The 19,589-nt window shown below is 73.9% G+C and carries 11 protein-coding genes; 4 read left to right on the top strand and 7 right to left on the bottom strand.

The features are described 5' to 3' along the window. Positions 1-49: 49 nt before the first annotated feature. The 3 genes from ACIPRD_RS07335 to ACIPRD_RS07325 are packed head-to-tail and all read left to right on the top strand — an operon-like array spanning position 50 to position 6,497. Positions 50-2,140: a trypsin-like peptidase domain-containing protein gene (locus tag ACIPRD_RS07335; protein WP_401560790.1), complete on the top strand. Its 2,091-nt coding sequence runs from the start codon at positions 50-52 to the stop codon at positions 2,138-2,140. Beyond that, positions 2,137-3,087, top strand: coding sequence for a MoxR family ATPase (locus ACIPRD_RS07330; RefSeq protein ID WP_356407947.1), 951 nt, complete (start codon positions 2,137-2,139; stop codon positions 3,085-3,087). Before ACIPRD_RS07335 ends, ACIPRD_RS07330 begins: the two co-directional genes overlap by 4 nt. 2 nt (positions 3,088-3,089) lie before the next feature. Further along, positions 3,090-6,497: an SAV_2336 N-terminal domain-related protein gene (locus ACIPRD_RS07325; protein ID WP_401560787.1), complete on the top strand. Its 3,408-nt coding sequence runs from the start codon at positions 3,090-3,092 to the stop codon at positions 6,495-6,497. A gap of 192 nt (positions 6,498-6,689) precedes the next feature. On the opposite strand, the gene ACIPRD_RS07320 is transcribed toward ACIPRD_RS07325, so the two are convergent. Genes ACIPRD_RS07320 through ACIPRD_RS07310 form a run of 3 tightly spaced genes read right to left on the bottom strand, consistent with a single transcriptional unit; the run spans position 6,690 to position 10,083 of the window. After that, complete coding sequence (locus ACIPRD_RS07320; protein WP_356407953.1) at positions 6,690-7,439, bottom strand: succinate dehydrogenase/fumarate reductase iron-sulfur subunit; 750 nt, start codon at positions 7,437-7,439, stop codon at positions 6,690-6,692. Next, on the bottom strand, positions 7,436-9,409 hold the full coding sequence (locus ACIPRD_RS07315) for a fumarate reductase/succinate dehydrogenase flavoprotein subunit (RefSeq protein WP_401560783.1): 1,974 nt from the start codon (positions 9,407-9,409) through the stop codon (positions 7,436-7,438). The genes ACIPRD_RS07320 and ACIPRD_RS07315 overlap by 4 nt, the downstream gene beginning before the upstream one ends. A 2-nt stretch (positions 9,410-9,411) precedes the next feature. Further along, a complete protein-coding gene (locus tag ACIPRD_RS07310) occupies positions 9,412-10,083 on the bottom strand; it encodes a succinate dehydrogenase (RefSeq protein WP_356408234.1) in 672 nt (223 codons plus the stop codon). Positions 10,084-10,201: 118 nt separating this feature from the next. Here ACIPRD_RS07310 and ACIPRD_RS07305 point away from each other — a divergent pair, with 118 nt between their 5' ends. Beyond that, on the top strand, positions 10,202-11,086 hold the full coding sequence (locus ACIPRD_RS07305) for a LysR family transcriptional regulator (RefSeq protein WP_356407959.1): 885 nt from the start codon (positions 10,202-10,204) through the stop codon (positions 11,084-11,086). A 188-nt stretch (positions 11,087-11,274) separates the two neighbouring features. Here ACIPRD_RS07305 and ACIPRD_RS07300 read toward each other — a convergent pair whose 3' ends face one another. From ACIPRD_RS07300 to ACIPRD_RS07285, 4 genes are all read right to left on the bottom strand, one after another. After that, the gene (locus tag ACIPRD_RS07300) at positions 11,275-12,123 is read right to left on the bottom strand and encodes a serine peptidase (protein ID WP_401560780.1); all 849 of its coding nucleotides are present in this window, start codon (positions 12,121-12,123) and stop codon (positions 11,275-11,277) included. After that, a complete protein-coding gene (locus ACIPRD_RS07295) occupies positions 12,120-16,421 on the bottom strand; it encodes an AAA family ATPase (protein ID WP_401560777.1) in 4,302 nt (1,433 codons plus the stop codon). Before ACIPRD_RS07295 ends, ACIPRD_RS07300 begins: the two co-directional genes overlap by 4 nt. A gap of 109 nt (positions 16,422-16,530) precedes the next feature. Beyond that, positions 16,531-18,678 carry an EAL domain-containing protein gene (locus ACIPRD_RS07290; RefSeq protein ID WP_356407968.1) on the bottom strand — a complete coding sequence of 716 codons (2,148 nt, stop codon included), beginning with the start codon at positions 18,676-18,678 and terminating at the stop codon, positions 16,531-16,533. Continuing rightward, positions 18,675-19,487: an SAM-dependent methyltransferase gene (locus tag ACIPRD_RS07285; RefSeq protein ID WP_356407971.1), complete on the bottom strand. Its 813-nt coding sequence runs from the start codon at positions 19,485-19,487 to the stop codon at positions 18,675-18,677. Before ACIPRD_RS07285 ends, ACIPRD_RS07290 begins: the two co-directional genes overlap by 4 nt. Positions 19,488-19,589: the final 102 nt, after the last annotated feature.

Genomic DNA, 19,589 nt, shown 5'->3' with positions numbered 1-19,589 from the left:
TTGGTTCGGAACCGCGGGGGACGGTACCGACGAGCCCTCCCGTCATGTCGTGACGCTGCGCCGGCCCGCTGACGACAAGGTCGCCGGGGCCGGATTCCTGCTGGGCCCGGACACCGTGCTGACCTGCGCGCACGTCGTGAACGCGGCGCTGGGCAGACAGCCGTTCGAGTCCAGGGCGCCGGGCGTCGCCGAGGTGCCGGTCGAGATGCGCGGCCGCGGCGGGGGCGTCGGGCGGGGCGTGGGACGGGTGACGCACTGGATCCCGCCGCGCGCGCAGGACGGCGGGGCCCCCGCCGCGCGCACCCGCCAGTGGTACGGCGACCTGGCCGTGCTCCACGTGGACGGAGCGGCCTTCGGTCCGCGGACCGTTCCCCTCCGGGCTCCCATGACGGCCGGGCAGGAGGTCTGCGCCTGGCACGGCACCGGCCACGCCTCCACGGTGGCGCGCCTCATGGTGGCCATGGTCCACGGTCCGCACGCCTTCGTGGACGGCGCGCCGACCGGTATGGCGGTCGGTCCGGGCTACAGCGGCAGCCCGGTGTGGTGCGCCGACGAACGGGCGGTGGTGGGGCTCGTCGTCGCCCATTTCACGCCCCGGGACCGGGAGTCGGGGGCTCCCGCGCCCTTCGACCCGCAGCACGTGGTCCGCCGCAGCTGGGCCGTTCCCTGGCAGACCGTGGAGGCCGAACTGCGCGCCCTCGGCGTGCCGTCCGTCGCCGGACCCGTGACGCCGGACACCGGCGATCCCGCGTTCCGGCTGCTGGTGGAGGCGATCGAGGACATGTTCCCCTCGCCGAGCGGACGGGGCGACTGCGCCCGCAGACTGGCCCGCGTGTGCGGGGTGCGGTACGGCAGCGATGTCGTGCCGCCCTCGGCGGAGGAGTTCGCCGCGTTCCTCCTGACGCATCCGCGGGCACTCGCCGCCCTGGCCGCGATCCTGCGCCGCGACCATCCGGGGGCCGTCGGGCCTCTCCTCACGGCGGGTGCCCTGTCCCAGGTGCCCCGGCTGCTCTCCCCGACGGAGCACGCCGCACTGCTGGAGCAGTTGCGGGACCTGGATCCGGCCGTCCTCGGCCGGTTCCCGGAGGTGGTGCGGGCGGCCCTGCCGCATCTCGCGGCCATGCCCGACGCGGAGACGGTGGACGCGCTGATCGACCGTCTGGAGAAGCTCCCCGGGGACGGCCGCTCGGGCGCCGGGGAGCGCAGGGTGCCCGCGCTGCTGCGGGTGGTCGAGTACCTGAGCGTGCTCTGCTCCGACACCCGGCGGGCCTATCTGCGCATGTGGGCGGACGGGGTGACCGCCCGGCTCGGCATCGAACGCCCGGCGCTGGCGGAGCGGCGCTACGACGCGCAGGAGTGGGGGCGTTCCGTGCGGGCGCGCCCGTTGCGGGCGCGGGTCCTGGTCCAGGTGACGGGGGCCGGGCGGAACCGGCACCGGATCCGCATCTGGTGCGACGAGGGGGCCGGGCCGCGGCAGGTGTCCACGGACAGTGTGCGGACCTTCTCGGAGACCGAGGCGGCGCGCGAGGTGCTGCGCGTCCTGGACTCGCTCACCCCGCCGCCCGAGGACGAACGTCCGCCCCTGGTGGAGGTGCTCGTGGACCGCGCGGGGCTGAACCTGCCGGTCGACGAATGGGCGGCGCGGGAGCCGGGCGAGCCGCTGCCCGGTGTGCTGGGTGTGGAGTTCCCGCTGGTCGTGCACTGTCCCGAACTCCTGCGCCGCAACAGCCGGTTCGTCTCCCGCTGGCGCAGCAGATGGAACCGGCTGGACTCCGGGAAGGAGTTCGTCGTCTCCGAGCCGATGGACCGCGACACCCTGTACTCCCGGCTGGTCAACCAACTCGACACCGTACGCGTCTCCGTGGACGTACCGCCCGGCACCCGGGACGGCATCGTGCAGACCTGCCTCGCCCTGGGCATCCCGGTGGTGATGTGGGACCGCTGCCGCGACGGCACCTCACCGAGCCTGCGGCACATGGCGCGGGTGGCCACCCCGGAACTGCCCGACGGAGTGCACACCTACCGCGCCAACGCCAAGGCGAACCCGCCCGAGTTCCCCGGCCGGCCCGTGCTCGCCTGGGCCGACGCCGACCGTGCCGTGCCCCGACTGCACCTGACAGAACCTCAGGAGAGCCCATGACTTCAGCCGCCGAGGCCGACTGGCGACTCTTCCGGGGCGACGGCGTACCGAGGGCCGTCGCCCTCCCTCCGGCGCCGCCCTGGCGCCGCTTCACCCCGTCGCCCGCGGTGCGCCCCGAGCAGCCGTACGTGATCGATCCGCGGCACGCCGACGTCGTCAACGCGGCGCTGCACCTGCGCCGTCCGCTGCTGGTGACCGGTCCGGCGGGCACGGGCAAGTCCTCCCTGGCCCGCGCCGTCGCCCACGAACTGCGGCTCGGCGACCTGCTGCGCTGGTCCGTCACCAGCCGCTCCACCGTGCAGGAGGCCCTCTACAAGTACGACGCGATCGGCCGGCTGCGGGAGACCACGCTCAACCGGGACCGCGGCGAGGAGCAGGCGTCCATCGGCTCGTTCATCCGGCTCGGCGCGCTCGGCACCGCGCTGGTGGCCTCCGCCGCGCCGCGCTGCCTGCTCATCGACGAGATGGACAAGGGCGACGTGGACCTGCCCAACGATCTGCTCACCGTGTTCGAGGAGGGGTACTTCGAGATCGGTGAACTGGTGCGACTCCCGGCCGACATGGCCGATGTGGAGGTGCAGACGCTGGACCACCGGGGCACGGTCCGGGTCCACCAGGGTCTGGTGCAGTGCACCGAGTTCCCCGTCGTGGTGATCACCAGCAACGGCGAGCGGGACTTCCCGCCCGCGTTCCTGCGCCGGTGCCTGCGGCTGGAGCTGCCGGTGCCCGACGAGGACCGGCTGCGCACCATCGTCTCGGCCCACCTGGGCGCGGAGGCGCTGCGGGACGCCGACGACCTGATCGAGGCCTTCCTGCGGCGGCGCGCCCTGGGCGAGCTCGCCACCGACCAGCTCCTCAACGCCGTGTTCCTGCGCACCGGCGGCGTCGACCTGGACGCGGACGGGCTGCTGGACGCCGTGCTGCACCAGCTGACCGGGGCGATGTGACCATGGCGGGCGGCGGTGACCGGCTGGCCGAGGCCCTGCGGGTCCTGTCGGCCTGCGGTCACGACCTGGACGCCGGGCAGCTCCTCGACGTGCTGTGGCTCGCCCGCCTGCTGCCCGCGGGGGCGGGCGCGCCGCTGCGGCAGGAGGCACCCGAGGAGCCCCCGGAGCCGGAGCCCGCTCCCGGGTCCGGCCGCGCTGCCGCTCGCCCGCGGACACCCGAGCCGGACGACCCCGACCTGCCCGACCTGACCGCGCCCGACCTGTACGCGGCGGCACGGCAGGCGCCGGCCGCCGAGGCGCGCCCCGTCCCGCCGGCCCCGGAGGCACGGCGTGCGATGCCGGTGCGGGTGCCGGAGGACAAGGCCCTCGCCGACGAACTGGAGGCGGGCCGGGCGCTGAAACCCCTGCGGCTGCGCGTGGACAGCCGGCACCGGCTGGAGATCGACGAGGAGCGCACGGCCGACCAGGTCGCGGAGACGGGGCTGCCGGACGTGGTGGAGCGGCCGGTGCGGGAACGCTGGCTGCACCTCACCCTGCTCGTCGACGACGGGCTGTCGATGCTGCTGTGGCACCGGCTCAGTGCCGAGCTGCGTTCCCTGCTGGAGCGTCTGGGCGCCTTCGCCACGACCCGGGTGCTCGGCCTCGACACCCGCCGCGCACACGAACCGGCGCTGCACGCGCGGCCGTTCCGCCCGGACAGCACCCCGCTGCCGCTGCGGTCCGTGAACGACCCCTCCGGCCGCGGCCTCGTCCTCGTCGTCAGTGACGGCATGGGCGCCGCCTGGCGGTCCGGTGCCGTGCACGCGCTGCTGGCGGGCTGGGCGAAGCGCGGTCCGGTCGCGGTGCTCCAGACGCTGCCGCCCGGCATGTGGGAGGCGTCCGGCATCGGCGCGGAGCGCTGGGAGGTCACCACGCGGCGCATCGGGGGCGCCAACTCCTCGTGGGAGATACGGGATCCGGTGCTGCCGGCGGAGCTGTCCGCCTTCGAGGGGGTGCCGGTGCCGGTGCTGGAACCGGTGCCCGCGTCGCTGCGGGACTGGGCCCGGCTGCTCTCCTCCCCCGGCACCACCGCGGAGCTGCCCCTGCTGTCGCTGCCCGACCGGTACGGCAGTGTGGCGGCGGCCCGGGACCTGACCAGCGCCCAGCACTTCCGGGACGCGGCAACCCCGGAGGCGTACCGGCTCGCCGCGCATCTCGCGGCGGTCTCCCCGCTCTCCGTGCCGGTGATGCGGCTGGTGCAGTCCGCGGTGCCCTGGCCGGCGACCACCTCGCACCTCGCCGAGGTGTTCCTGGGCGGTCTGGTGCACCCGCATCCGGCGCCGGTGCCGGGTCCGCTGCCCGCCAAGCACCGGGTGTTCGACTTCTCCGAGTCGGCCAAGACCGTGCTCCTCGACGCGGTGCCGCAGGACGAACTCCTGCGTACCAGCGCCCGCATCGGGCGCCATCTGGAGGAACTCGCGGGAAACTCGCCGGACTTCCCCGCGTGGCTGGCCCACCCGGACGGCCCGGACCGGCTGCCAGGATCCCAGCATCCGTTCACCAGCGTGGAGAAGCGGCTGCTCACCCGCTTCGGGGTGTCGTTCGACCGGACCCCGGTCTCCCCTGCCGGCCCGGCCGGCCCGGCGGACGCGCAAGGAGCGGCTCCGGCGGACGACTGGGAGCCGCTGACCGCCGCCGACCCCCGGCGGCTCGGCGGCTACCGGTTGCGCGGCCGGCGCCGCGGCCGCCGTACGGTGGTCTACCGGGGGGTCGACCAGCACGGCACCGAGGCGGTGCTGCGCGTGCCGCGGCCCGATCTGCCGGCCGCCAACGCCCGGCTGATCGCGGTGGAGGCGGAGGCGCTGGCCCGGCTGCAGGGGCAGTACGCGCCCGCGCTGCTGGCCACCGGGCTCGACGAGTCGCCGCCCTGGCTCGCGATGACCCCGGTGCAGGACGCGGACGCGCCGGACGCCCAGCCGCCCCGGCTCGCCGAGGTGTTCGCCGGCGCGCTCGAACGCGGCACGGCCCCCTTCGACCTGGTCCGGGGTCTCCTCGTCTCCTGGCATCTGGCGAACGCGCTCTCCCTGTGCCACGCCAGCGGGCTGGTGCCCGCAGACTTCGGGATGGACAACGTGTTCGTCCTGCGGCGCACCGTGGTGCTCGCCGACCTGTCCGACTACGCCGTGGACGGCGAGTACGCGGGCACCGGTCCCGCGCCGGACGTCGCCGGCAGCATGCGCTCCCTGGGCGTGATGCTCAGGCTGATCAGCAGCAAGGCGGGGGTGGACGTCCCGAACCTGCCCGAGGGCATGCACCTGTGGCAGGGGGAGGGCTGGGACCAGCTGCGCGGCCTGGTCGAGCGGTGTCTCGACGACGACCCGGCGCGGTGTCCGACGGCGAGCGAGCTGGCCGACGTCCTCGCGCGGTACATCGCCCAGACCCGCATGCGGCAGGGCGGACCGGAGCAGCCGACCGCCCCTCCGGCCGTGAGGGCACCCGCTCCGGGGCCGCTCGTCCCGCCGCCTCCGCGGACCGAGGCAGGGCGCACCGGGGAGCGGATCCCGCTGCCCCGCTTCGGTCCGGCCCGCTCGCGCGCCCAGGAGCGGCTGGCGCGGCTGCGCGCCCCGCTCACCCACGGCAGGCGGCTGACCCTGCTCGCCGCCGAGCACTACAGCGGCCGGGCGACCGCGACGATGGTGCTGGGCTCGCTGCTGGCCACGGCGCGGGACGAGCCCGTGCTGGCCCTGGACGGGGCGGCGACCGAGGGGGCGCTGCACGTGTTCCTGCCGCACGGCCGCAGCCGTGCCGTGCCGCGCGACCTGGCCGCCCTGCCGCTCGGTCCGTCGTACGAGGAGGTCAGTGCCCGCACCACGCGGCTCGACTCGGGGCTCGAGGTGGCGGCCCATCCGGCGGGGCACTTCGGGCCGAACTCCGCGCACGCGCAGGAGTACACGCGGGTGCTGTCCCACACGGCGCCCTACTACGCCTTCGTCCTCACGGACTGGGCGCCGGTCAGCGTGGACCGGCCGCTGGACGTGGTCCTGGACCACACGGACCTGCTGATCGTCTGCTGCGGTACGAGCGAGGTGTCGCGAAGCGCGGTGGTGCGCACCCTCGGTCAGCTGCGGGAGGCGGGACGTCACGCCCTGGCGGACGGCGCGGTGGTCGTGGCGACGCGGACCGACGGCTCCCGGGGGCGGCTGCCCGGGGACTTCGCCACGCGCATGCCCGGCCGGATCGTGCACGTGCCCTTCGACGCCGCGCTCCGCTCCCCGCACTGGCGGCTCAAGGACCTCCGCGCGGCCACCATGGGCGCCTTCCTGCAGCTCGGGGCTCTGGCCGTGGGCCCACTGCCGCCGAAGGCGCGGGCGGATGCGGAGGGGACGGAGCGGACGGGGACGGACCTGGGCACGGAGGCGGAGACGCCGTGACACGGGCGGGACGCGCGGCCCGCCCGGCGCACGGGCGGGAGCGCGCGGGCAGGAGCGCACGGGCGGGAGCGCGGGCGGGGTCGCCGAACGGCGTTCGTGTTGCCGGGGCGGCGGCGCCCGTAAAAGCCAGACGGGGCCGGGATGAGCACCATCCCCGGCCCCGCCCGTCCGCCGATCCGCCGGCGAACGTCTCTACCGCTTGCGCGACGCGCGGTTCGCCCGCAGCCACTCCCGGTTCATGCTGGTGATCGACATCAGCGGGATGCCCTTCGGGCAGGCGGTGGCGCACTCACCGGTCAGGGTGCAGCCGCCGAAGCCCTCGGTGTCCATCTGGGCCACCATGTCCAGCACGCGGCTCTCGCGTTCGGGCGCGCCCTGGGGCAGGACGCCCAGGTGGTTGACCTTGGCGGAGGTGAAGAGCATCGCCGCGCCGTTGGGGCAGGCGGCGACGCAGGCTCCGCAGCCGATGCACTCGGCGTGCTCGAAGGCGTGGTCGGCGTCGGCCTTGGGCACGGCGGTGGCGTGGGCCTCGGGGGCGGAGCCGGTGGGGGCGGTGACGTAGCCGCCGGCCTGGATGATCCGGTCGAAGGCGGACCGGTCGACGACGAGGTCCTTGATGACCGGGAAGGCCGCGGCTCGCCACGGCTCGATGTCGATCGTGTCGCCGTCCCGGAAGGACCGCATGTGCAGCTGGCAGGTCGTGGTGCGCTCCGGGCCGTGCGCGTCGCCGTTGATGACGAGGCTGCACGCGCCGCAGATGCCCTCGCGGCAGTCGTGGTCGAAGGCGACGGGCTCCTCGCCCCCGAGGATGAGCCGCTCGTTGAGGACGTCCAGCATCTCCAGGAAGGACATGTCGGGCGAGATGCCGTCCACCTCGTAGGTGGACATGGCGCCTTCGGCGTCGGCGTTCTTCTGCCGCCAGACGCGCAGGGTGAGCTTCATGCGTAGCTCCGCTGGGTGGGGTGGACGTACTCGAAGACCAGGTCTTCCTTGTGCAGGGCGGGGGCCTCACCGGTGCCGGTGAACTCCCAGGCGGCGGCGTAGGAGAACTCCTCGTCCCTGCGGGCCGCCTCGCCGTCCGGCGTCTGGGACTCCTCGCGGAAGTGGCCGCCGCAGGACTCGGCGCGGTGCAGCGCGTCGAGGCACATCAGCTCGGCGAGTTCGAGGTAGTCGACGACGCGGTTGGCCTTCTCCAGCGACTGGTTGAACTCCTCACCGGTGCCGGGGACCTTGATGCGGCGCCAGAACTCCTCGCGGATCTGCGGGATGCGCTCCAGCGCCTTGCGCAGTCCCTCCTCCGTGCGGGCCATGCCGCAGAACTCCCACATCAGTTCGCCGAGTTCGCGGTGGAAGGAGTCGGGGGTGCGGTCGCCGTCGACGGCGAGGAGCAGGTTGATCCGGTCCTCGGTCTCCGCCAGCACCTCCTGGACGGCGGGGTGTGCGCCGGTCACCGGCTCCTGGTGCGGGTTGCGCGCCAGGTAGTCGTTGATGGTGGCCGGCAGGACGAAGTAGCCGTCGGCGAGGCCCTGCATCAGCGCGGAGGCTCCGAGCCGGTTGGCGCCGTGGTCGGAGAAGTTGGCCTCGCCGATCGCGAACAGGCCGGGGACGGTGGTCTGGAGGTCGTAGTCGACCCACAGTCCGCCCATCGTGTAGTGCACGGCCGGGTAGATGCGCATCGGCACCTCGTACGGATCCTCGTCGGTGATCCGCTGGTACATGTCGAAGAGGTTGCCGTACTTGGCCTCGACGGCCTTGCGGCCCATGCGTGCGATGGCGTCGGCGAAGTCCAGGTAGACGCCCTGCCCGCCGGGGCCCACTCCCCTGCCCTCGTCGCAGACGTTCTTGGCGGCACGGGAGGCGATGTCCCGGGGGACCAGGTTGCCGAAGGAGGGGTAGATCCGCTCCAGGTAGTAGTCGCGCTCGTCCTCGGGGATCCGGTGCGGCGGCCGGTCGTCGCCCTTGGCCTTCGGCACCCAGATGCGGCCGTCGTTGCGCAGCGACTCGCTCATCAGGGTCAGCTTGGACTGGTGGTCGCCGGTGCGCGGGATGCAGGTGGGGTGGATCTGGGTGAAGCAGGGGTTGGCGAAGTAGGCGCCGCGCCGGTGCGCGCGCCAGACGGCGGTCGCGTTGGAGTTCATGGCGTTGGTCGACAGGTAGAAGACGTTGCCGTAGCCGCCGGAGGCGAGGACGACGGCGTCCGCGAAGTAGGTGTCGATCCTCCCGGTGATCAGGTCCCGGGCGACGATGCCGCGCGCCCTGCCGTCGACGACGATCAGGTCGAGCATCTCGGTGCGCGGGTGCATCTCCACGTTCCCGGCGGCGATCTGCCGCGACAGCGCCTGGTAGGCGCCGAGCAGGAGCTGCTGGCCGGTCTGGCCGCGGGCGTAGAAGGTGCGGGAGACCTGGACGCCGCCGAAGGAGCGGGTGTCGAGCAGGCCGCCGTACTCGCGGGCGAACGGCACGCCCTGGGCCACGCACTGGTCGATGATCTCGACGGAGACCTGGGCGAGCCGGTGCACGTTGGACTCGCGGGCGCGGAAGTCGCCGCCCTTGACGGTGTCGTAGAACAGCCGGTGGACGGAGTCGCCGTCGTTGCGGTAGTTCTTCGCCGCGTTGATGCCTCCCTGCGCGGCGATGGAGTGGGCGCGGCGCGGGGAGTCCTGGTAGCAGAACTGGACGACGTGGTAGCCCTGTTCGGCGAGCGTGGCGCCCGCGGAGCCGCCGGCGAGGCCGGTGCCGACCACGATGACGGTGTGCTTGCGGCGGTTGGCGGGGTTGACCAGCTTCGCCTCGAAGCGGCGCTTGTCCCAGCGTTCGTGGACGGGGCCGGCGGGGGCCTTGGTGTCGGTGACCGGTGCGCCGGTCGTGTAGTCGGTGTACGTCGTGCTGTCGGCGTACGGGGAGGCGTTCATGGTCAGCTCACCACTCCGGTCATGACGCCCACGGGTACGGCGATGAAACCGGCCGTGAGCAGTAGTGCGAGGACGTTCGCGACGGTCTTGAGGGCGCGGTCGCGGGCGCGGCTGCCGGCGCCGAGGGTCTGGGCGGCGCTCCAGAAGCCGTGCCGGATGTGCAGGCCGAGCGCGAGCATCGCGACGATGTAGATGACGTCGCCGTACCAGGTGGAGAAGGTGTCCACGACGTTCTGGTAGGGGTGGCCCTCCTGGAAGCCGCCGGAGTGCACGGTGCCGGTGGTGAGGTCCAGGAGGTGCCAGACGATGAAGAGGCCGAGGATGATCCCGCCCCAGCGCATGGTGCGCGTGGCGTAGGACGCGCGGGCCTTGCTGTGCACGTACTTGACGGGGCGGGCCCGGATGTCGCGGCGGCTGAGCTGGTAGGCGCAGGTGGCGTGGGCGATCACGGCGGCGACGAGGACGACCCGGATGATCCAGAGGGTCCACTCGTAGTGCATGAAGGGTTCGCCGACGGTGCGCAGCCAGTGGGCGTAGTGGTTGAACTCGCCCGCCCCGAAGTAGATCTTCAGGTTCCCGATCATGTGCGCGACCAGGTAGAGCAGCATGACCAGACCGCTGACGGCCATCACCGTCTTCTTGCCGACGGAGCTGTCCCACATCGTGCGCGCCATCGACGGCCGTCGGTCCGTCCGCGTTGCCAGAGCCATGGCTCGACGCTAGAACCCCGGGCCCTCATCGGTCCAAGACATGGTGCGGCTCGTTTCCATAGGCCAGGACTATGCTGGAGACGTGCAGTTCCAGCAGCTCCAGTACTTCGTGGCCGTGGCGGAGACCCGGCACTTCACCCGGGCCGCCGAGCTCGTCCATGTCGCCCAGCCCTCGCTGTCGCAGCAGATCAGGGCCCTTGAGCGGGAGCTGGGCGCCGATCTGTTCCTGCGCGCTCGGGGCAACATCACCCTCACCGACGCGGGCGAGGCGCTGCTGCCGCTGGCCCGGCGCATCCTGGCCGACGCCGACACCGCCCGGCACGAGGTGCAGGAGCTGGCGCAGCTGCGGCGCGGCCGGGTCCGGCTGGGGGCGACGCCGAGCCTGTGCACGGGCCTGCTGCCGGACGTGCTGCGGGCCTTCCACGACCGGTACCCGGGGATCCAGCTGATGATCGAGGAGAGCGGCTCGCACGACCTGGTGCGCGAGCTGGCCCGGGGCGCCCTGGACCTGGCGCTGCTCGTGCTGCCGCTGCCGCCGGGGGCACCCGCGCTGACCACGGTGGAACTGCTCCGGGAGGATCTGGTGGTGGTGTCCTCACCGGACGTCCCGGCGCCCGGGCGGGGCGGGAGAACGGTCGGCATCGCCGATCTGGAGGGCGAGCGGATGGTGATGTTCCGGCACGGCTACGACCTGCGGGAGCTGACCGTGGCCGCGTGCCGCAACGCCGGGTTCGAGCCGGACTTCGCGGTGGAGGGCGGGGAGATGGACGCGGTGCTGGGGTTCGTGCGGGCGGGGCTCGGGGTCGCCGTCGTGCCGCGCATGGTCGCCACCGGCTCGGGGCGCCGGCTGCGGGTGACCCCGCTGACCCGGCCGGGCCTGCACCGGACCATCGGTCTCGCCCACCGCAGCGACGTGGCACCGCCGAGAGCGGCCCGCGAACTCCAGCACATGCTGCTGCAGCGCTGACCGTCTCCTGTCACCGGGTGGCCGGCGGGGCCGCCTGTGCCGTCGGTGCGCGGCGCCCCACCGGACCGGCGTCCCCACGCAGGCCCCGGCCTTCCCCGGGTCCCGCCTCCCCGGGCCGGGGAAGGGGCCGGGACGGGGAAGGGGCCGGGACGGGGAAGGGGCCGGGACGAGCGTGCGGACACGGTCCGTCACAGATACGCGGCCAGCACGCCCGCGACCGCCGCGCACCCCAGGTACTTCGTCGCGCGGTGGAAGTCGAACACCCCGATGGAGTCGCTGAGGTCGGCCGTGACCTGCTCGAACCTGGCGGACACCCCGCGCGGCGGAACGGCCACGATGTCCCCGGGATCGCTCACGTTGACCCACCTCCGCACTCCCGGCGGCAGCCGCCTCGGCCCGGGGTGCGGGAGCAGCCGGTCGTACACGATGTCCGGCATCGCCAGGGGCGAGCCGACGGTCAGCAGGAGTTCCACGTCGGGATGCGCGTGCGTCCACAGCGCGTCGTAGGTGACCACGGACCCCAGCGAGTGCGCGATCACGACCCGCGGCCGGGTCCGCCGCAGTGCCCGGGCCACCTCGCCGACGGCCGCGGTACGCCGCTCCGGCTGGGTGAAGTAGGTGCCGACCTCGGTGAAGAAGGCCGCGACGAACAGGCCGGCGAGCCGGTGGTCGAGGCCGTACGCACCGGCCACCCAGCTCACCAGCGCGCGCAGTGGTGCGGTCAGCCTGCCCTGTGCGATGTAGTCCCCGGCACCGAGCAGTTCCCCCCAGCGCAGTGCGTCCCGCCGGCCGTGTCCGGGCAGGGCGTCCAGCCCGTCCGCGCCCTGCGGCATCTCCTCCACGCTCCGGAGGTGGTGCGCGTAGTACGCCATCTCCACCGCGGGCGGGGCTCCGGGGAGACGGGCGGCGAGCGCCCCGGACCACCAGCCGGCCAGGCGCGCGGCGGCCGCCGGGCCGTCGAGTCCGGGCTGGAGGTTGCCGATCCCGTGCACACCGAGCACCCGTGAGGGTCCCGTCCCCGTTCCGTCGTCGTTCACCGGGCCTCCTTCTCCGTGCGACCGCCGCCCCGCCCCAGACAGACCGTCTCCCAGCCGGAACCGGCCACCAGGTCCCCGCCGTGCGTGACCGCCACGGCGTTCACGGGGTACGGCATCGGACTGACCGCCGTCTGCGCGCCCGTGGCCGCGTCCCAGGTGCGGACGGTCCGGTCGGCGCTCCCGGTGACGACCGCGAGGCGGCCGCCGGCCGTCGTGCACGCGACCGAGGTGACGGTGCCGCGGTGCCCCCACAACGGTCCGCCGAGCGCCTGACGGGTGGCCAGGTCCCAGATCCGCACCGTCCGGTCGTGGCCGCCGGTCACCGCGACCGGGCGGCCGTCCAGCAGCCCGCAGGCGACCGCGCTCACCGGACCCCGGTGCCGGTCGAGGGGCCGGCCGGACTGCCTGCCCTCGCGCAGGTCCCAGACGCGCACGGTGCCGTCGTGGCCCCCCGTCACGGCGACGGGCCTGCGGCCCAGGGCGGCGCAGTCGACCGCCGTGACCGCTGACTCGTGCCCGCGCAGGACGACGTCCCGCCCGCGGCGCCGGTCCAGGACCGGCCACATCCGCACGGTGCCGTCGAAACCGGCGGTGACCGCTGTCGCGCTGCCGTCGACACGGGTGCAGGCGACCGCCGCCACCGCGCAGCCGTGCGCGGTGTACGGGGCGCGGACCTGCTGTCCGCTGCCGAGCTCCAGGACCCGCACGGAGCCGTCCCGGCCCACGGTCACCGCGAGCACCCGGCCCTCCAGGACGGTGCAGGCCACGTCGTGGAGCCAGCCGGTGGAACACTCCAGCCGCCGCACGGGCAGGCCCAGTTCCACGTCCCACACCGCCGCCGTGCCGTCGCTGCTCACCGTGACCGCGATGTCGCGGCCGTCCAGGACGGCGCAGGCGAGACCGTTCACGACGTCCCGGTGGCCGGGGAGAGGATCTCCGAGCCGGTCGTCGCCGGCGAGGTCCCACAGGCGTACCGTGCCGTCGCTGCCGCCGGTCACCGCGACGGGACGCCCTTCCACCGCCGTGCAGGCGACCGTGTTCACCGGCCCCTGGTGTCCGAGCAGGGTCTCCGCGGCCCGCTCGCCCCGTTCGAGGTCCCAGGTCCGCACCGTGGCGTCGTTCCCGGCGGTCACGGCGAGGGTCCGGCCGCCCGACGCCGTGACCGCCAGCCCGTACACGACGTCCTCATGACCGGAGAGGGGGTCGCCCACGCGTGCTCCGCCCGCGAGCTGCCAGCGCTGCACCTGGCCGCGGAAGTGCCCGGTGACGCATGCGGTACGGCCGTTCAGCGCCGTGCAGGCGAGGGCGGTGCCCCAGGACAGCGGCGAGAGGTCCGCGTCGGTCACGACGTCCCAGCCGGCGCAGTCCCACGCGACCAGCCGGTAGTGGTGGTCGTGCCGCTGCAGACAGGCCACCAGGAGACCGTCGCGCTCCTCGTACGCCAGGGCGCCCACCGAAGCGCCCTCGCCCAAGGCGAGCCGCCGCACCAGGCTGCCGTCCTCGATGTCGTGGACGAGTATCGCGTCGGTCGTGCCGCCAGCGATCACCACCGTGCGCCCCCGCACGACACCGAAGGCGAGGCTCGTGACGGAGGCGGACAGCGAGGCGAACGCGTGCGAGCTCCCGCCGTCCAGGTCCCAGAGCCGTATGCCGCCGCCGGTGTCCCCCGAGACCGCGACGGGCCGGCCGGCCCACTCCCCGCAGGCGACGGCCGAGACCTGCGCGTCGTGCCCGGTCAGCGGGGCGCGCACCGCGGCGCAGGTCACGAGATCCCACACCCGTAACGTCATGTCGTCGCCGGCGCTGACGGCGACCGGACCGCCGCGCACCTGGGCGCACGCCACCGCGCGCACGGTGTCCGTGTGGCCGAGCAGAACGGCGCGCTGCGCGGACGGGAGCTGACCGCCCGTCGCCCAGCGCGGCAGCCAGTGGCCCGAGGGCGCCCGTGCCGTGAGCCGTTCCAGCAGGCCCCGGGCGCCGAAGCGGGCGGCGTCGAGCGCCTGGAGGTCACGGCGTGCGGTCACCGGATCGGGCGGTGTGGGGGGCCGGTCCGCGCTCAGCCGGTACACGGCGGCGGCCAGCCGCCCCCGGGGACCGGTCACCGTGTTGAACAGGGACCGGACGACATGGGGTGCCACATGCAGCAGTTCGTCCAGCCTGCCCGCCTCGGCCGCGTGCTGCGCGGCGTGCCGGACGACGTACGGCTCGGCGGCGTCCCATCGCCGGGCGCCCGTGGCGTCGGGTGGGGCGGGCGCCGTCAGCCGGTCGTGGAACAGGTCCAGGTCCACCCGGTCCTGCCGCAGGTGGTCCACGAGGCTCTGGTGGAACAGCCGGTAGAGGGTCGTGCCGTCCGTGTCGGGGGACGAGCGCAGGTAGAAGCGGACCTGACGCAGGACGTCCTCGAACTCCGCCGCCGAGAGCCCGTCTTCCGACGGGGCGCCGGGCTCGCGCGCGCCGGCCGCGGCGACGGCCACCCGTCTGACGACGGTGGCGGGCATGCCGGCGCCGCACGCGTGGGCGAGCGCTGTCAGCACCGGTCGCAGCCGGCGCTGTCCGGTACGCCCCCTCAGATCGAGTTCGAGGACGTCCGGCACCCCGCGCGGCACCTGGAGGGCGAGCCGCGCGGCCTCGGCCGGGGCGAGGCCGTCCGGGTGTCCGCGCACGACCCAGTTGGTGAACAGGGCAGCCGACAGGAACTCGCCGCCCCGCTGCCCTCCGCCCTCGGTCAGCGTCCGGGCGACTCCATGGGCGAGGGCCCGCCGGGCCGGCAGCATCCGGCCGGACTCGAAGGCGGGGGCGAGACTCAACAGGTCCGCGACGTAGCGGCCCAGCTCACCGCGGAGCCGGTCGGCGGGCACGGTGTCCAGGTCCACGAGGCCACCCCGCTCCTGAGCGAGGGCGAGCAGCGGCTGGAACTGTTCCCAGGGCCGGGTGCCGATCACCAGGCGGCACGCCGGCGTGCCGTCGGACCGCGCCGCCCCGGCGAGCGGCAGCAGCAGTTCCTCCTGGATGCGTTCCTGGTCCACCGCCTCGTCGAGGGCGTCCAGGACGAGCAGGGGCGGGCACGCGAAGCGGCCGGTCAGCGCCACCACTTCGGCGGGCGTCGCCCGGGACGGGTCCAGGTCCAGGCCGAGCTGGCGCACCAGGGCCGCCGTGACGCCGGCGAGGTCCTGCTCGCGCAGATGAACGGCAGCCAGTGCGCCGTTCCAGCGCGGCATCGACGCCGACGCGGCCTCCCAGAGGTGCCGGGTGGCCTCGCGCAGCCGGGGGTGGACGGCGCACATCAGGATGCCGAGCACGGCCGACTTCCCGGACCCGGCACCGCCGGTGACCAGTCGCAGGCCGCCTTCGCCGGCCGGGGTCAGCCAGTCGGCCAGCCCCTGGAGTTCGCGCTCGCGTCCGACGAAGCAGCCGACGCGGCCGGTGCCCGGCTCCGGGCGGTGTCCGGCCGCGCGGTCGAGGAAGTGCGCGGCGTCCAGGGCGGCGTCGAGGTCGAGCAGCGGCTCGGCCGCCGCGTCCAGTTCCTCCCGCAGGGCGCTGAGCGAACCGGCTTCGGCCGGGCGGGGGTTGGGGAAGAACGGCGGCGGGTCGGGCTGTCCGTCCACGGGCGTGCTGCACACGGCCTGCCGGTCGCCGCCGAGCACGGCCACCTCGCGCCGGATGTGTTCCACCACGTGCCCGAACGGGACGTACTCGCCCGGGTAGAAGTCGATCTCGCCGGCGTGCAGCCGGGTCAGGACGTTGGTGACCGCCTGCGTGAACCAGCCGTTGTAGGCGAGACCGTGCGCGGGCGTGGCCGCTATCACCCAGGCGCGGGTCGCCGCTCCCGCCGCCGGGAGCCAGTTCAGCCTGGCCGCCTGCCCGGCGTGGCAGGTGTCGACCAGGAACAGGGTGTGCGCGCGGGGCAGTTCCGCGAAGTCCTCGATGTGCGCGACCCATTCCTGCACCTTCGTGCCGGGCGCGTACAGGCCGTCGGCGCCCACGACGTACACGCCGCCGGGTGCCAGATGCCCGTGGCTGAGCACGTGGACGACCTGTACGTCGCCGGTCGTGCCCTCGCTCAGCACCGCGCGGACGGCGTCTCCCAGTGCCTCGGCGGTCGGCAGCGCCTGCCCGTCCAGGACGGTGCAGTCGTACCCGCCGGAGACGAGGACCTTCTCCAGCCCCTCCACCCGTTCACCGGCGTAGGGCAGTCCGGCCGGGGTGCCGGCGGGCGGCTCGCCGCGGTGCTGTCCGAAAGTGGTCAGGCCGACGCACAGCGCGCGGCGTCGTCCGGCCGGTCCAGCACGTCCTCGCACAGCCCGCTCCCCCCGGCGCGCACCGATCTCGCGTCCAGTGTCGCCCGGCAGGTGCCCTCACGGCCAGATCCCGGACGGACACCGGCGGGAACATGTCCGCGCCGGAGCCTCAGCTCACCGCGTCCACCAGCGCCAGGTCGTGCAGGCGTTCGGGCGGCCCCGGGCGGGCGTAGTACCAGCCCTGGGCGGTGTCGCAGCCGAGGACGCGCAGCTGTTCGGCCTGGGCGCCCGTCTCCACGCCCTCGACGGTGACGGCGAGATCGAGGCTGTGGGCCAGCGAGACGATGCCTTCGACGATCTTGAGGTCGACCGGGTCGGCGGGGAACTGCTGCATGCCCCGGGTGAAGGAGCGGTCCAGCTTGAGGATGCTCACCGGCAGCCGGCGCAGGTTGGCGAGGTTGGAGTAGCCGGTGCCGAAGTCGTCGAGGGCGATGTCGACGCCCATGTCGGCTAGCCGGCGCAGTGGCTTGAGCAGGTCGTCGTCGGCGCCGATGAGGGCGGACTCGGTGACCTCCAGGCACAGCGCGTCGGGGGTGACCCCCGCGCGCTCCAGGATGTCGACGGTGTCCTGGACCAGCCCGGGATGAGTGAGCTGGCAGGGCGAGAGATTGACGTTGATGCGCAGCGGTCCGCCCGCCGATGCCCCGGCGTCCTCACGGCTGCGCCAGGCGCGGGCCTGGCGGATGGACTCCTCCAGGACCCAGCGGCCGAGCGGCACGATCAGACCGGTGTGCTCGGCCAGCGGGATGAACCGGTCCGGGCCGAGGACGCCGTGCTGCGGGTGCAGCCAGCGCACCAGCGCCTCGGCGCCGCGCACGCTGCCGTCGCCGAGATGGACGAGCGGCTGGTACTCGATGAAGAACTCGCCGCGTTCCAGCGCCGTCGGCAGGGCGGTGGTCAGGCCGTGGCGGGTGATCGCGCGGGCGTCGGCCTCGGGGTCCGCCAGCTCCCACCGGTTGCCGCCCGCCGACTTGGCGCGGTACATGGTGATGTCCGCGCTGCGCAGGACCTCCGCCGCGGTGCGTTCGCCGGCCGGGCCCTCGACGATGCCGAGGCTGCCGCGCACCAGCAGGTCGCGGCCGTCGATGCTGATCGGGGTGACGAGCGCGTGCATGATGCGCTCGGCGAGCTCGTCGACCGCGCGCTCGGTGCCGGGGCCGGTGGTCAGGGCCACGAACTCGTCGCCGCCGAGCCGGGCGACCATCTCGCCCGGCGCGGTCGCGCAGGACTGGAGCCGGTCGGCGACCTCCACCAGCAGCCGGTCGCCGGCGGCGTGTCCGAGGCTGTCGTTGATGGTCTTGAAGCCGTCCAGGTCGAGGTAGCACAGGCCGAACCGCTGGCCCTCGCCCGCCGCCAGCGCCTTCTCCAGACGCTCGAAGAACAGGCTGCGGTTGGGCAGTCCGGTGAGGGCGTCGTGGGTGGCCTCGTAGCGCAGCCGCAGGTGCAGCAGGCGCCGCTCGGTGGTGTCCTCCATGAGGGCGAGCTGGTACTGCGGCTCCCCGTCGGCGTCGCGCAGCAGGGAGACGGTCAGATTGGTCCACAGGACCGTTCCGTCGGGGCGGTTGAAGGCCTTCTCCACGTGGTAGTGGTCGCGTTCGCCGCGCACCAGTTCCTCGTACAGTTTCCAGGTCTGCGGCGCGTCCTCGGGGTGCGTCCAGTCCCGGACCCGGCGCGCGCGCAGACTGGGCTCGGAGAGCCCGAACATGCGCAGCAGCGCCCTGTTGACCTGGAGCACGTTGCCGTTGAGGTCGGCGATGCCGACCCCTATCGCCGCGCCCTCGAAGACGGCGCGGAAGCGGGCCTCGGTGGCGTGCAGCGCCTGTGCGACGACACCCTGGGCCCGCGACGCGGCCTGCGCGATCGCCTCCTGTTCGGCGAGCGTCCGCTCGCGCAGGGCCTGTGCGTATCCGGCGGCCATGGCGTGCTGCAACCGGGACGAGCGCATGCGCAGTTCGTCCTGCGGGCGGTCCTCGCCGCAGTACAGGACGAGGTAGGCGTCGACGCAGTCCAGGGTGCGGGTGAGCGCCTCGGGGTCGGTGCAGTGGACGCCGACGAGGGCGGCGCCGACCGCCTTCGCCTCCTCGGCGTCGAAGCTGTGCGCGCGCAGCAGCGCACTCAGCCGGCGTGCGAGGGGCAGCAGTTGCTCCTCGAACTCGACGCGGGTGAGCGACGTGGAGGTGACCGGGAAGACGGCCCGGCCCCAGATCGTCGTCAGGCGGCGCAGTCTGTCCTCCGGGCCGTCCGGCTCCGCGCTCACGCGGTGCGCCCCACGCCGGCGAATCCCGAGAACGCGAACGGGTCCTCGTCCTCCGGGGCCGTCTCCGGGCGCCAGAGCGGCATCGGGACCAGTCCGGGTTCCACCATGTCGTACCCCTCGAAGAACCGCGCGATCTCGTCACGCGAACGCATGATCAGCGGGTTGCGGATGTCCTTGTACACGTCGACCGCGCCCTCGGCCCGCTCCGCCGGCAACGGGATGCCCTCGTAGGAGGCATGGGTGAGGATCAGCATGCTGCCGGGCGCGAGCGCCGCGCTCAGTTCGGCCACCGCGCTGCGGGGATCGTCCGCGTCTTCCACGAAGTGCAGTATGGCAACGAGCAGCAGGGCCACCGGACGCTTCAGGTCGATCAGTTCCGTCAGCCGGGGGCTGGCGAGGATCTCCCGCGGCTTGCGCAGGTCGGCGGCGATGACGTCCGCGTCCTCGTTGCCCGCGAGCACGGCCTGGCTGTGGGCCACGGCGACCGGGTCGTGGTCGACGTAGACGACACGCGCGCCCGGTACGGCGGCCTGGGCGATCTCGTGGACGTTGCCGAAGGTCGGGATGCCGGAGCCGATGTCGAGGAACTGGGTGATGCCCTCACCGGCCGCGTACCGCACCGCCCGGCGCAGGAACGCGCGGTTGGCGCGCATGATCTTCGGCAGTCCCGGCAGGAACTCCATCGCCTTGCGGGCCGCTTCCCTGTCGACCTCGAAATTGTGCGAACCGCCCAGGTAGAAGTCGTAGATACGCGAGACGCTCGGCACGGAGATGTCGATGTTCCGTGGGGCCCAGGCGGGACGCTCCATGTATCTCTCCAAGGCGTAGGCGACAGGGACGGGCGATCCGGTGTTCGAGCTGAGGCTACTGATCGTCCGCCAAAGGAGCGACCCGAACCGGAAATTGACCAT

Origin of the sequence: Streptomyces sp. NPDC090108 (genome assembly GCF_044747185.1) — a bacterium.
Taxonomy (GTDB): Bacteria; Actinomycetota; Actinomycetes; order Streptomycetales; family Streptomycetaceae; genus Streptomyces.
This window is presented reverse-complemented; position numbering and strand designations above follow the sequence as displayed.